Origin of the sequence: Kitasatospora sp. NPDC058115, assembly GCF_042884635.1 — a bacterium.
Lineage (GTDB): Bacteria > Actinomycetota > Actinomycetes > Streptomycetales > Streptomycetaceae > Kitasatospora.
On sequence record NZ_JBHVTL010000034.1, the window covers coordinates 81914 to 95385 of the forward strand.

General features: G+C 72.6%; 9 protein-coding genes. 2 read left to right on the forward strand and 7 right to left on the reverse strand.

Annotated features, from left to right (window positions below):
- Positions 1 to 43: 43 nt before the first annotated feature.
- Positions 44 to 976, reverse strand: coding sequence for an ABC transporter substrate-binding protein (locus tag ACFVVL_RS30490; RefSeq protein ID WP_380289846.1), 933 nt, complete (start codon positions 974 to 976; stop codon positions 44 to 46).
- Between the two features lie 432 nt (positions 977 to 1408).
- The gene (locus ACFVVL_RS30495) at positions 1409 to 2332 is read right to left on the reverse strand and encodes an ABC transporter substrate-binding protein (protein WP_387680882.1); all 924 of its coding nucleotides are present in this window, start codon (positions 2330 to 2332) and stop codon (positions 1409 to 1411) included.
- 623 nt (positions 2333 to 2955) lie between these two features.
- Between ACFVVL_RS30495 and ACFVVL_RS30500 the strand changes: the two genes are divergently transcribed.
- Entirely contained in the window at positions 2956 to 4152 is a 1197-nt protein-coding gene (locus ACFVVL_RS30500) for an NADP-dependent malic enzyme (protein ID WP_380289850.1), read from the forward strand.
- Positions 4153 to 4240: 88 nt separating this feature from the next.
- Positions 4241 to 5203, forward strand: a complete 963-nt coding sequence (locus ACFVVL_RS30505; protein ID WP_387680886.1) for a zinc-binding dehydrogenase — start codon at positions 4241 to 4243, stop codon at positions 5201 to 5203.
- Between the two features lie 55 nt (positions 5204 to 5258).
- On the opposite strand, the gene ACFVVL_RS30510 is transcribed toward ACFVVL_RS30505, so the two are convergent.
- The 5 genes from ACFVVL_RS30510 to ACFVVL_RS30530 all read right to left on the reverse strand — a co-directional run.
- Positions 5259 to 6356, reverse strand: a complete 1098-nt coding sequence (locus ACFVVL_RS30510; RefSeq protein WP_387680889.1) for a PadR family transcriptional regulator — start codon at positions 6354 to 6356, stop codon at positions 5259 to 5261.
- A 1-nt stretch (position 6357) separates the two neighbouring features.
- Positions 6358 to 7275: a DUF4097 domain-containing protein gene (locus tag ACFVVL_RS30515; RefSeq protein WP_387680892.1), complete on the reverse strand. Its 918-nt coding sequence runs from the start codon at positions 7273 to 7275 to the stop codon at positions 6358 to 6360.
- Between the two features lie 203 nt (positions 7276 to 7478).
- On the reverse strand, positions 7479 to 7658 hold the full coding sequence (locus ACFVVL_RS30520; protein WP_030309148.1) for a DUF6104 family protein: 180 nt from the start codon (positions 7656 to 7658) through the stop codon (positions 7479 to 7481).
- A 48-nt stretch (positions 7659 to 7706) separates the two neighbouring features.
- Positions 7707 to 9728: a serine/threonine-protein kinase gene (locus ACFVVL_RS30525; RefSeq protein ID WP_387680896.1), complete on the reverse strand. Its 2022-nt coding sequence runs from the start codon at positions 9726 to 9728 to the stop codon at positions 7707 to 7709.
- 295 nt (positions 9729 to 10023) lie between these two features.
- A partial coding sequence (locus ACFVVL_RS30530; RefSeq protein ID WP_387680899.1) for a multifunctional oxoglutarate decarboxylase/oxoglutarate dehydrogenase thiamine pyrophosphate-binding subunit/dihydrolipoyllysine-residue succinyltransferase subunit occupies positions 10024 to 13472 on the reverse strand: 3449 nt, incomplete at its 5' end.

Here is a 13472-nt window from a genome sequence, read left to right on the forward strand (position 1 = left end):
GAATGGTTCACAGTGGCCTCGGGTGAAGAGGAGTGACGAGGGATCAGCTGGTGGCGCCGTTGATGACGGACTTGTCGATCGCGCCGGCCTGGACGCCCCACTTCTCCAGGACCTTCTTGTAGCTGCCGTCGTCCATCAGCGACTGGATCGCGCCCTGCACGGCCGGGGCGAGCGCGGAGCCCTTGGCGAGCACGACGCCGTACGGGGCCTTGCCCTCGACGTCGCCGAGCTGCTCCAGCTGGCCGTTGGTCTGCTTGATGGCGTAGTCGACGACCGGGGAGTCGGCGAGCATGACCTGGTCGCGGCCGGAGACCATGGCGGTGGTGACGTCGGTCTGGAGGTCGAACTTGTCGCCGTCGTTCGGCACGCCGGCCTTGCCCGCCTTGACGCAGTCCGGGGTGATGGTGTCCTTGATGGTGTCGGCCTGGGTGGTGCCGGTCTGGACGGCGATCTTCTTGCCGCAGAGGTCCTTGAGGTCGATCTTGTCCGGGTTGCCCTTCTTGACCGCGGCGCTGGTGCCGGCCAGGAAGTAGGTCACCATGTCGACGGTGGCCTCGCGCTCCTTGGTGTCGGTGAAGGAGCTCATGCCGAGCTGGAACTTGTTGGCGCTGATGCCCGGGATGATCGCGGTGAAGGGCGAGTTCTGGACCTCGACGGCGAGTCCGAGCTTCTGGCCGATGAGCGTGGCCAGGTCGACGTCCATGCCGATGACCTTGCCGGCGGCGTCCTGGAACTCGTTCGGGGCGTAGGAGGCGTCGGCGGCGACGATCAGCTTGCCGGCGCTCTTGACGTCGGCCGGGACGAGCGCGGCGAGCTTGGCGTCGGCGCTGACGGTCGGCAGGGCGGCGGAGGGGTTGGTGCCGCCGGCGCTGGTGGAGGAGGACTTGCTGCTGCCGCAGGCGGTCAGCACGAGCGACGCGGACGCGAGCACCGCCGCGGTGGCGAGGAGGCGGGTGCGCTGGGTACGGGCGATCATGGGGGATCTCCTCCTGAGGGAGAGGTCGGGCGGGGCGCGCCACGGGGGAGCGGCGCACCGGGGCGGCAAGTGCCGTACGGCGCTGTACGGGTGGGGCAGGGAGAACTGCGCGCAGGGTGGTACGGGTACTGCTCTCCGCCACCGTCCGCCGAGGTGGGCGTTGACCGGGCCGCCTCGACCAGGGGCCGGCTCGATCCGAGATGGGGGGAATCCTGCCATCTGATGACGGTCGGGTGGCCGTGATTCAGATCAAAATCGGATAACGAGGGGCCGCGTTGTCCGCTATTCGGACTAATTCCGTGTCCCTGTCACCCTGTGTATAAGTATGCGGTTCTCCCCGCGGTCCGCCCGGAGGCCCGGCCGGGTGCTCGCCCGATCGCCCGACCGCTCCGCCGCGGCCCCCGCGCCCGGCCGGCGCCGGTCCCGGACGGCTCAGACGCCCCCGTTGACCACCGCGTTCTGGGCCGCGCCCGCGGCGACGTCCCACTTGGCGAGGATCTTGTCGTACTCGCCGCTGCGGATCAGCTGGTCGACCGCCTTGACCAGCACGTCGCGCAGGCCGGTGTCCTCCTTGCGCAGCGCGATCCCGTACGGGTTGGACCGGGACTGCGAGCCGACCACCTCGAAGCGGTTGCCGCCGTCGGTGTTCCTCGCCGCGTGGGCGGCCACCGGGAAGTCGTTCAGGCCCGCCTGCGCGGCGCCGGCGGCGACCTCGGCCAGCGCCTTGGCGTCGGTGTCGAACTCGTGCACGGTGAGCGGCCTGCCGGTCCGGGCGCAGGCGGTGACCTGGCGGGTGGCGATCTCGTCCTGGGTGGTGCCGGACTGCACCGCGACCGTCCTGCCGCAGAGGTCGTCCAGGGTGCGGATGCCCTTCGGGTTGCCCTTGGCGACCACCATCGAGGTGCCGGCGATGAAGTAGTCGACGAAGTCCACCGCCGGGCCGGCCGGCTTGCCGGCGTCGTCCACGCCCTCCCGGCGCTCGCGGATGTCGCTGAGCGCGGACATCACCACGTCGTACTGCTTGCCCTGGAGGCCCGGCAGGAGCTTGTCGAAGGGGGTGTCGACGTACTCGACCCGCAGGTCCAGGATCCGGCCGAGCGCCGCGGCGATGTCCGGGTCCAGGCCGTCCGGCTTGCCGTCGCCGCCCCGGAACTCGACCGGCGGGTAGTTGACGTCCATGCCGATCCGGAGCACCTTGGCCGACTGCTGCGCCTTCGGGAGCTTCGCCCGGATCTCCTGGAGCGGGTCCTGGGCCGTCGTCCCGCCACCGCCGCAGCCGCTCAGCAGCAGCGCGCCGGCGGTGGTGAGGACGAGCGCGGCGGCGGCCGGCCGGCGGGACTTCGCACGGTAGTGCATCGGTTGCTCCTGTGGGAGGGAGGGGAAGGCGCCGCGGCGTCGCGGAGGTGTACGCGAGATGGCGGAAGAACGGATCCTCCCATCCCGGCCTGCCGGGCCGGTGGGCGGGTGTGTCAGAATTCGGTACCGGGTGACCCCCGACGCTCGAACCAGACCGCCGGGCCGCAACAGGCTCGGGGTGCGCAGGAACGGAAGTCCAGGACGACGACTCCGTATCCGAGGCACCGGCCTCCCCTCCGCGTCTGCGTTCACCCCTGCGGGTGCGCGTACTCGTTTCGCCGTCGCCGCAGCCGGGGCCCGGTTCTCGCGGCGCCTGGTGCTCCCAGGTGGCTGTGAGGCGTACGACAACCACGTGACTTGGACGAAAAGGCATGGGTGCGATGCCCTCGTCCGACCTACGCTCGGCCCGGAAGCAACAGCGCAGAACAACGCAGACAAATCCATAAAACCCTCATCCGAGGGCGTCCGTCCGACGGCGGCGCCCCGACCCAGTCCTCCCCCGGGGACACTTCGGCGTTTCCGGGGTCCGGTTACCGGCCACCGGTCGCCGGATGCCGGTACCGGACGGGTCGTCCGCTCCGTCGGCCGGGTGTCCTCGCTCGATCAATGACGAAGAGGTCATCGTGGCAGCGGAGATCATCCACAGCACTACCCAGGACACCGACGATCCGGTCGACGCCGTGTTCGCGCTCCACCGCGGCGGCAAGATGGAGGTCCGGGCGACCGTCCCGGTGCGCGACGCGGACGACCTGTCCCTCGCCTACACCCCCGGTGTCGCCCGCGTCTGCACGGCCATCGCCGAGCAGCCCGAGCTGGTGAACGACTACACCTGGAAGGCCAACACGGTGGCCGTGGTCACCGACGGCACCGCCGTGCTGGGCCTCGGCGACATCGGCCCGGAGGCCTCGCTGCCCGTCATGGAGGGCAAGGCGATCCTCTTCAAGCAGTTCGGCGGCGTGGACGCGGTGCCGATCGCGCTGGCCTGCACCGAGGTGGACGAGATCGTCGAGACCGTGGTCCGGCTGGCCCCGTCCTTCGGCGGCGTCAACCTGGAGGACATCTCCGCCCCCCGCTGCTTCGAGATCGAGCGCCGGCTCCAGGAGGCCCTGGACATCCCGGTCTTCCACGACGACCAGCACGGCACCGCGATCGTCACCACCGCCGCGCTCTGGAACGCGGCCAAGGTGACCGGCCGGGAGATCGGCTCGCTGCGGGCCGTCATCTCCGGCGCCGGCGCGGCCGGCATCGCCATCGCCAAGATGCTGCTCGCCGCCGGCATCGGCGACGTGGCCGTCTGCGACCGCAAGGGCGTGGTGCACGACGGCCGCGGGGACCTCACCGACGTCAAGGCGGAGATCGCCGGACTGACCAACCGCACCGGCCTCCGGGGCAGCCTCGCCGACGCGCTGGCCGGCGCCGACGTCTTCATCGGCGTCTCCGGCGGCACCGTGCCGGAGGAGGTCGTCGCGACCATGGCCGAGGGCGCGTTCGTCTTCGCCATGGCCAACCCGAACCCGGAGATCCACCCCGAGGTCGCGCACAAGTACGCGGCCGTGGTGGCCACCGGCCGCAGCGACTTCCCGAACCAGATCAACAACGTGCTGGCCTTCCCGGGCATCTTCGCGGGCGCGCTGCAGGTCCGGGCCACCCGGATCACCGAGGGCATGAAGCTGGCCGCCGCCAAGGCGCTGGCCGGCGTGGTGGCCGACGAGCTGACGCCGCAGCGGGTCATCCCCTCGCCGTTCGACGAGCGGGTCGCGCCGGCCGTCAGCAAGGCCGTCGCCGAGGCCGCCCGCGCCGAGGGCGTCGCCCGGCGGTGACCCTCCGGTCCACTCCCGGCTCCCCGGGACACGCGTCACAGTCACGCGTTGTTCCGGGGCCGGGGGCGTTCTGGCTATCGTCCGGGGCATGTTTGCTGCCTACGCCGCACGAATCGACGCCGACGACCCGCTGAGCGGGCTGGAGCTGGGCGAACGCCCCGAACCGCAGGCCCGCCCCGGGTGGAGCGTGGTCACGGTCCGGGCCGCCAGCCTGAACCACCACGACCTGTGGTCGCTGCGCGGGGTCGGCCTGCCCGCCGGGAAACTGCCGATGATCCTCGGCTGCGACGCCGCCGGCGTCGACGAGCACGGCAACGAGGTGGTCCTCCACTCCGTGATCGGGCAGAGCGGGCACGGCGTCGGACCGGACGAGCCGCGCTCGATCCTGACCGAGCGCTACCAGGGCACCTTCGCCCAGCAGGTGGCCGTCCCCACCTGGAACCTGCTGCCCAAGCCCGCCGGGCTCTCCTTCGAGGAGGCCGCCTGCCTGCCCACCGCCTGGCTGACGGCCTACCGGATGCTGTTCACCAACGCCGGGGTGAAGCCCGGTGACACCGTCCTGGTGCAGGGCGCCGGCGGCGGGGTGTCCACCGCGCTGGTGGTCCTCGGCCGGGCGGCCGGCCTGCGGGTCTGGGTCACCGGCCGGGACGAGGCCAAGCGGGCCCGGGCGGTGGAACTGGGCGCGGACACGGCCTTCCCGAGCGGGGCCCGGCTGCCCGAACGGGTGGACGCGGTGATGGAGACGGTCGGCGCGGCCACCTGGTCGCACTCGGTGAAGTCGGTGCGCCCGGGCGGCACGATCGTCATCTCCGGCGCCACCTCGGGCCCCAACCCGCCGTCCGCCGAGCTGAACCGGATCTTCTTCCTGGAGCTGAAGGTGGTCGGCTCCACCATGGGCACCAAGGAGGAGCTCGCCGGGCTGCTCTCGTTCTGCGCCACCACCGGTGTCCGGCCGGTGATCGACTCGGTGCTGCCGCTCGCCGCGGCGCCGCAGGCGCTCGCCCGGCTGGCCGGGGGCGACGTCTTCGGCAAGCTGGTGCTCACCCCCTGACGCGCCGGTGCCCGGTACCCCGCGCGGGGTACCGGGCACCGGCGTCCGCCCGGGCTCAGCCGAGCAGCCGCTTCAGCCGCTCGCCGGCCGTGCCGAGCACGCCGCGGGCCTCGGCGAGCCGATCCGGCGTCACCCCGCCGTCCCGGGCCGCGTCGCGGACCTGGTCGCGGAAGCGGTCGAGCAGCCGCTCCAGCTCCCGGGCCGGGTCGCCGGCCGGGTCGGTGGCGGTCCAGGCCGGGGGCTCGGCCGGGGCCCCGTCGGCCGGCTCGTCCTTGTCCAGGTCGATCCGGGTGACGGTGACCCGCTCTGCGGCGGGCGCGCCCCCGGCGGCCCCGGACTTCTCCTCGGCGGGGTGGCCCCAGCGGGCCGCGTCGGCCAGCCCGGCCAGCCCCTTGGTCAGCTCGGAGAGCCCCTCGGCCAGACCGGTCGGCCAGTCGCCGCGCGCCGCGTGGTCACGCACCTGCTGCTCCACCCGGCGCTTGATCCGCAGCGCCTCCTGCTGGGCCGCGGTCCGCGCCGCCCTGGACTGCTCGCGCAGCCGGCGGGCCTCCTCCTCGGCGGCCTTGGCCTTGGCCTTGGCGGCCTTCTCCTGCTCCTTGGCCCGCTTGGCCTGCTCCTTGGCCTGCCGCTTGAACTGGGCGAACTCCTCCTTGGCGCGCTGCCAGGCGGCCTGGTCGCCCCACGGCCCGGCCCACGGGTTGCCGCCGTTCGCCTCCGCGTCCCCGTCCCTGTCCCCGTCCTCCGTCTGCGGCCGGGGGGCGTTCCTGCGGGCCTGCTCGGCCGCGCCCCACAGCTCCTCGCGCAGGTCCTTGGCGCTGTCCCGGACGTCCTCGCGGATCGCCCCGGCGAGCTGCGCCACCGAGTCGTGGATCTCGACCTCCAGCTCGTCGAGCTCGCCCCGCCGGGCGGCGAGCTCGGTGCGGCCCGCGTCGGTGAGCCGGTAGACCTTGCGGCCGCCCTCGGTGCTGTGCGCGACCAGACCCTCCTGCTCCAGCTTGGCCAGCCGGGGGTAGACGGTGCCGGCGGAGGGCGCGTACAGGCCCTGGAAGCGCTCCTCCAGCAGGCGGATCACCTCGTAGCCGTGGCGCGGGGCCTCGTCGAGCAGCTTCAGCAGGTAGAGCCGGAGCCGGCCGTGGCCGAAGACGGGGGTCATGTCAGGCCTCCTTGGTGAGGTCGGGGCCGGTGGACGGGCCGTCCCCGGCGGGCAGCTCCCGGACGACCGCCTGGGCGTCGTCGTCGGCGTCCGGCCGGCGCAGCACGGTGACGGCGCCGGAGACGGTGGTGACCGAGAGGCTGCCCTTGCCGTCGCCGAGCTGGCCGGAGAGCCGCTTGGTGCCCCAGCTGCCGGCCACCGTGAGCTCGTCGAAGCTGGAGGAGAGGTCACCGCTGGTGGTGCCGGCCTCGACCTTGGTGTCGGCCAGCGAGGGGAGCCGGACGCCGACCGCGCCGCTGACCGTGTTGACCTTGATCTCGGTGGGGGCGGCGGCCGCGAGGTCCAGGGTGACCGCGCCGGTGACGGCGTTGGCGGACACCTTCTCGGAGGTGCCGGCGACCACGGTGAGCCGGCCGGAGACGGTGTTGAGCCGGAGCTGTCCGGCCACCGACTGGGCGTCCACGTCACCGGTGACGGTCCGGGCGTCGGTCCGGCCGGCCAGGCCGACCAGGGTGATGTCGGCGCCGGCGGTCTGGGTCGAGACGTGCCCGGTGATGCCGGAGACGGTCGTCGCGGCGGAGACGGTGCCGACCTTGACCTCGGTGCCGGCCGGCACGGTCAGGGTGACCGCCGCGGTCCGCTTGCGCTTGAGCGAGGCGAAGAAGCCCTTCACCGACTCGACCGACTTCAGGACGTCGCCGAACTCGTTCCAGCTGCTGAGGTCCTTGTAGGTGACGGTGAGGACGCCGTCGACCAGGGTGACGTGCAGCGGCTCGCCCTTGAGCTCGGTGACCTCCAGGCGGGCGGGGCCCTCGGCGGCGACCACGTTGACCGTGCCGTCGATGATCCGCACCTGAAGGGTCCGGACCGTCTCCTCGATGGTGATCCTGTCGGGTCCTTCGACCGTCCACTGGCTCATCTCTGCCGCCTCCCGTTTCGGACTCGCGATGTATCGCGTTCTCTTCTCAAGACGATATATCGCGTGACGGCGAAGTCAAGGGAGTCCCGCCCCGGGGCCGACCCGGAGCGGACCCTGAGTCCCGCCCCTACGGGTCGCATGCGAAAGGGCCCGGAGGCGGGTGCCTCCGGGCCCTGACGACGGCCGTTCACCGGGTCAGCCGGTCACTCGTCGTCCTCGTCGTCGAGCCGCGCCAGCCAGGTGGCCAGCCGCTCGACCGGGACCTCGAAGTCCGGGTTGAGGTCGACGAACTCGCGCAGGCGCTCGGCCAGCCACTCGAAGGTGACCTCCTCGTCGCCGCGCCGGCTCTCCAGTTCCTCGATGCCGCGGTCGGTGAAGTACACGGTTCGCTCCGGTCCGGTGGGGATTCGACCTGGTCAGGATAGACCGGGTCAGCTCGCCCGCCAGGTGGAGAGGGTGACCTTGGCCGCGCCGGTGGCGGGGTCCGCGACCTCCACCTCGGCGATGGCGATGTTGCGGGTGATCCGGTCGCGGATGCACAGCAGCCGGCCCGGGGTGACCCGGTTGAACGTCAGGTCGGTGTCCGGCCGGGAGTCGATCGCGGTGGCGCACTGCTCCGGGGTGACGGAGGTCTCGGTGATCACCGCGAAGTCGGACTTGTTGTCGCCGACGCTGTCGAAGGAGTCGGCCCGGCTGCCGCTGGAGGTGGACTCCCGGCTGAGGCCGAGCCCCCACTTCAGGTCGGAGCCGCGCGGCACCACCGTGCCGGCCGTGAGGTCGATCCGGTAGGCCTCGCTGGAGTACTCGGCGCCCGGGATCGCGAGCGACTTCTTCGCGATCACCGGCTGGTAGCCGGTCGGGCGGGCCGGCGCGGTGACCCCGCCGGACGCGGCCGGCGTGCTCGGCGTGGCACTGACCGCCGGCGTGGTGGCGCTCGGGGTGGTGACCACGGCGGCGGGCGGCGTGGTGGCGGCCGGCGTGGTGGCCGGCGGCGCGGCGGGCTGCGCGCTGCCCGTGCCGGCCTGGCTGCTGCTGCTGCTCTTGTCCTTGTTGTCGCCCATCTTGGACATCAGCACCACACCGCCGGCCGTGCCGCCGAGCGCCATCACCAGGGCGACGGTCAGCAGCACCTTCCACGAGACGCCGCCCTTGCGGGCAGGCTCCGGCGCCGGAGCCGGGGTGTCGGTGACCACCGGGCCGGGCGGCGGGGTGTCGTAGGACGGCGGCTCCTGGCGCAGCTGGACGGTGGGCGGGGCGCCGAGCAGCGGGCCGGTCGGCGCCTCGGTGGGCGTCTGCGCGGCGCCGTACGCGCCGAGCGGCGGCGGGACGAAGCCGGGCGGCGGGGTGTCCGGCCGGGCCGGGCCGAACCCGGGCGGCGGCGGGCCGAAGGACGGCGCGGTGGCCTGGTGGGTGGGCGGCGCGCCCGGCGGCGGCGTCGCGGCGAAGGGCCCGCCGGTCGGGGGAGCGGCCGGGGGAGCGGGCGGCGCGGCGGGCGCGGCCGGCAGCGGGGTGGGCGGGGTCTTCGGCAGGTCCGAGCGGCGGGTGATCTCGGTGTTGACCTGCTTGGGCAGCCAGTCGTCGGAGAACCGCAGCTGGCCGCCGACGCTCGGGTGGTTGCGGGCGACGTCGATGATCTCGGCCGGCGTCGGCCGGTCCTCGGGGGACTTCGCGAGGCAGCGCAGGATCAGCTCGCGCAGTCCGGCCGGGACGGCGTCCAGGTCGGGCTGCTCGTGCACCACCCGGTAGAGCACGGCGGTGTCCGGGCCGTCGCCGAACGGCGCGGTGCCGCCCGCCACGTACCCGGCCAGCGCGCCGAGCGCGAACACGTCGGTGGCCGGGGTGACCGGGCGGCCCTGGGCCTGCTCGGGCGACATGAAGGCGGGCGAGCCGATCCGGTAGCCGGTGCCGGTGAGCGCGGTGGCGTCGGCGGCCCGGGCGATGCCGAAGTCGATCACCCGCGGGCCGTCGCCGGCCACCAGCACGTTGGCCGGCTTGAGGTCGCGGTGGACCACCTCGACGCTGTGGATCGCCTGCAGGGCCTCGGCGATGCCGCCCATCAGGAGCAGCACGGTGCGGATCGGCAGCGCGCCGTTCTCCCGCACCACCTGCTGCAGCGACGGGCCGGGGACGTACGCGGTGACCAGCCACGGGGCGTCGCCGTCCAGGCCCCCGGAGTCGATCACCTGGGCGGTGTAGAGCCCGTGGATCCGCTGGGCGTTGGACACCTCCTGGGCGAACCGGCGGCGGAACTCGCCGTCCTCGGCGAACTCCGGACGCACCACCTTGAGCGCCACCGGGCGGCCGCCGGGGGTGTACGAGAGGTAGACCCGGCCCATGCCGCCGGCCCCGAGCCGGGCGAACAGCCGGTAGCCGCCGACCTCCCTCGGGTCGTCCGGGAGCAGCGGCTGGAAGACCGGTGGGAGGGGTGCGGAGGGTGGCGTGTCGGCGGTCATGCGGTTGATCCCCCTGGGAGAGCGGTGAGGTCCACCGGCCACCGTCGGCGGGCGCGGCGACGGGCGCCCGGGCGGCGGCCGGACAGGCCATAACCTATCGACCCGTCAGGACGCCGTGCAGGTCGGTGCCCGGTTTGGTTGCAGAGCTGGGACCTTCGCACACGCTCCGCGCACGGCCGGGGGCCGCCCCGGACCGGCCCGGGAACGGCGGCGGCCCCCCGTTGCCCTGGACGTCCAGGGCAACGGGGGGCCGTACTGCCGGGGGCCTCGCCGCCGGCCGGTCGGGACCGGCGGGTCAGAGCGAGAAGACCTCCTCGACCAGCGCCTGCTGCTCGGCGGTGTGGCGCTTGGCCGAGCCGACCGCCGGGGCCGAGGAGGCCGGGCGGGCGACGCGCCGCAGCCGGGCGCCGTTGGCGCTGCGGCCGATGACGACCTCCAGGTGGTCGACCAGGTTCATGGCGATGAACGGCCACGCGCCCTGGTTGGCCGGCTCCTCCTGGGCCCAGACGAACTGGACGTCGCTGCCGTAGCGGGCCAGCTCCTCCTGGAGCTCGGCCACCGGAAGCGGGTAGAGCCGCTCGACCCGGACGATCGCCGTGTCGGTGACACCGCGCTCGGTGCGCGCCGACTCCAGGTCGTAGTAGAACTTGCCGGCGGTGATGACCACCTTGCGGACCTGCGCCGGGTCGACGGTGGCGTCGCCGATGACCGGGCGGAAGGAGCCGGACAGGAACTCCTCGGTGGCGCTCGCCGCGGCCTTCAGTCGCAGCATCGACTTCGGAGTGAAGACGACCAGCGGCTTGTGGTGCGGGTTGTGCGCCTGCCAGCGGAGCAGGTGGAAGTAGTTCGACGGCAGGGTCGGCATGGCGACCGTCATGTTGTTCTGCGCGCACAGCTGGAGGAAGCGCTCCGGGCGGGCGGACGAGTGGTCCGGGCCCTGGCCCTCGTAGCCGTGCGGCAGCAGCAGGGTGACGCCCGAGTGCTGGCCCCACTTCTGCTCGGCGGAGGCGATGTACTCGTCCACCATGGTCTGCGCGCCGTTGACGAAGTCGCCGAACTGCGCCTCCCACATGACCAGCGCGTTCGGGCGGGTCAGCGAGTAGCCGTACTCGAAGCCCATCGCCGCGTACTCGGACAGCAGGCTGTCGTACACGGTGTAGCGGGCCTGGTCCTCGGTGAGGTACTGCAGCGGGGTGTAGTCCTCGCCGGTGGTCCGGTCGATCAGGACGGCGTGCCGCTGGCCGAAGGTGCCGCGGCGGCTGTCCTGGCCGGCCAGGCGGACCGGGTGGCCCTCCATGAGCAGCGAGCCGATGGCGAGGGTCTCGCCCATCGCCCAGTCGATGGTGTTGTCCTCGACCGAGGCGGCGCGGCGCTGCAGCTGCGGCAGCAGGCGCGGGTGGACGGTCAGCCAGTCCGGCAGGTTGACCTGGGAGGCCGCGATCCGCTTGACCATCTCCTGGGAGATGCCGGTGCGGATGGTGACCGGGAAGTCGGCGACCGGCTTGCCGCCGGTGGCCGGGGCCGGGGCCTGGGCGGCGTCGCGGACCTCGGCGAAGACCTTCTCCAGCTGGCCCTGGAAGTCCTGGAGCGCCTGCTCCGCCTCTTCCATGGTGATGTCGCCGCGACCGATCAGGCCCTCGGTGTACAGCTTGCGCACCGAGCGCTTCTTGTCGATCAGGTCGTACATCAGGGGCTGGGTGAACGACGGGTTGTCGGCCTCGTTGTGACCGCGGCGGCGGTAGCAGATGAGGTCGATCACCACGTCCTTGTGGAACTCCTGGCGGAACTCGAAGGCGAGCCGCGCGACGCGGACCACGGCCTCCGGGTCGTCGCCGTTCACGTGGAAGATCGGGGCCTCGATCATGCGGGCCACGTCGGTGCAGTACATCGAGGAGCGGCTGGAGGCCGGGGCGGCGGTGAAGCCGACCTGGTTGTTCACCACGACGTGCACGGTGCCGCCGGTGCGGTAGCCGCGCAGCTGCGACATGTTCAGGGTCTCCGCGACGACGCCCTGGCCGGCGAAGGCCGCGTCGCCGTGGATCTGGATCGGCAGCACCGGGAAGGTGGTGCCGCCCTGGTCCAGGATGTCCTGCTTGGCGCGGGCGATGCCCTCGACGACCGGGTCCACGGCCTCCAGGTGGGAGGGGTTGGCGGCGAGCGAGACCTTGATGGTCTCGCCGTCCAGTCCGGTGAAGGTGCCCTCGGAGCCCAGGTGGTACTTCACGTCGCCGGAGCCGTGCATCGACTTCGGGTCGAGGTTGCCCTCGAACTCGCCGAAGATCTTGCCGTACGGCTTGCCGACGATGTTGGCCAGCACGTTGAGGCGGCCGCGGTGGGCCATGCCGATGACGGCCTCGTCGAGGCGGTGCTCGGCGGCGGCGTCGATGGTGGCGTCGAGCAGCGGGATGAGCGACTCGCCGCCCTCCAGCGAGAAGCGCTTCTGGCCGACGTACTTGGTCTGCAGGAAGGTCTCGAAGGCCTCGGCGGAGTTCAGCCGGCGCAGGATGCGCAGCTGCTCCTCGCGCTCGGGCTTGGTGTACGGCTTCTCCAGGCGCTCCTGCAGCCACTTGCGCTGCTTCGGGTCCTGGATGTGCATGTACTCGATGCCGACGGTGCGGCAGTAGGTGTTGCGCAGCAGGCCGAGGATGTCGCGGAGCTTCATCATCCGCTGGTTGCCGAAGCCGCCGACCGCGAACTCGCGCTCCAGGTCCCACAGGGTGAGGCCGTGGGTGGTGACGTCCAGGTCGGGGTGCTTGCGCTGCTTGTACTCCAGCGGGTCGGTGTCGGCCATGAGGTGGCCGCGGACCCGGTAGGAGTGGATCAGCTCCATGACGCGGGCGGTCTTGTTGACCTCGTCGTCGTGGGTGGTGGCGACGTCGGTGGCCCAGCGGACCGGCTCGTACGGGATCCGCAGCGACTCGAAGATCTCGTCGTAGAAGCCGTTCTGGCCGAGCAGCAGCTGGTGGATCGTGCGCAGGAACTCGCCGGACGCCGCGCCCTGGATGACGCGGTGGTCGTAGGTCGAGGTCAGCGTCATGATCTTGGAGACGCCGAGGCGGGCCAGGGTCTCCGGGGCGGAGCCCTGGAACTCGGCCGGGTACTCCATGGCGCCGACGCCGACGATGGTGCCCTGGTTCTGCATGAGGCGCGGCACGGAGTGCACGGTGCCGATGCCGCCGGGGTTGGTCAGCGAGACCGTGACGCCGGTGAAGTCGTCCATGGTCAGCTTGTTGGCGCGGGCCCGGCGGACGATGTCCTCGTAGGCCTGCCAGAAGCCGAAGAAGTCGAGGGTCTCGGCCTTCTTGATGGCCGCGACGACGAGCTGGCGGTCGCCGTTCGGCTTGACCAGGTCGATGGCCAGGCCGAGGTTCACGTGCTCGGGCTTGACCAGGTAGGACTTGCCGCCCTCCACCTTGTAGCTGTGGTTCATGCCCGGGGAGGCCTTGACGGCCTGGACCAGGGCGTAACCGATCAGGTGGGTGAAGGAGACCTTGCCGCCACGGGCGCGCTGCAGGTGGTTGTTGATGACGATGCGGTTGTCGATCAACAGCTTGGCCGGGACGGCGCGCACCGAGGTCGCGGTCGGCACCTCCAGCGAGGCGTCCATGTTGGTCGCCACGGCCTTGGCCGGGCCGCGCAGCGCGACCAGCTCGGGGCCGGTGGCCTCCGGAGCGGGCGCGGGGGCCGGGGCGGCGGCCTTGGGGGCCGGCGGGGCGGCGGGGGCGGCGGCGAGCGGCGCGGCGG

Excerpts from the sequence above, each read along its gene's own strand:
- ACFVVL_RS30505 (WP_387680886.1), top strand. The coding sequence starts at position 4,241 with ATGTTTGCTGCCTACGCCGCACGAATCGACGCCGACGACCCGCTGAGC.
- ACFVVL_RS30515 (WP_387680892.1), bottom strand. The coding sequence starts at position 7,275 with ATGAGCCAGTGGACGGTCGAAGGACCCGACAGGATCACCATCGAGGAG.
- ACFVVL_RS30490 (WP_380289846.1), bottom strand. The coding sequence starts at position 976 with ATGATCGCCCGTACCCAGCGCACCCGCCTCCTCGCCACCGCGGCGGTG.
- ACFVVL_RS30510 (WP_387680889.1), bottom strand. The coding sequence starts at position 6,356 with ATGACCCCCGTCTTCGGCCACGGCCGGCTCCGGCTCTACCTGCTGAAG.
- ACFVVL_RS30525 (WP_387680896.1), bottom strand. The coding sequence starts at position 9,728 with ATGACCGCCGACACGCCACCCTCCGCACCCCTCCCACCGGTCTTCCAG.
- ACFVVL_RS30495 (WP_387680882.1), bottom strand. The coding sequence starts at position 2,332 with ATGCACTACCGTGCGAAGTCCCGCCGGCCGGCCGCCGCCGCGCTCGTC.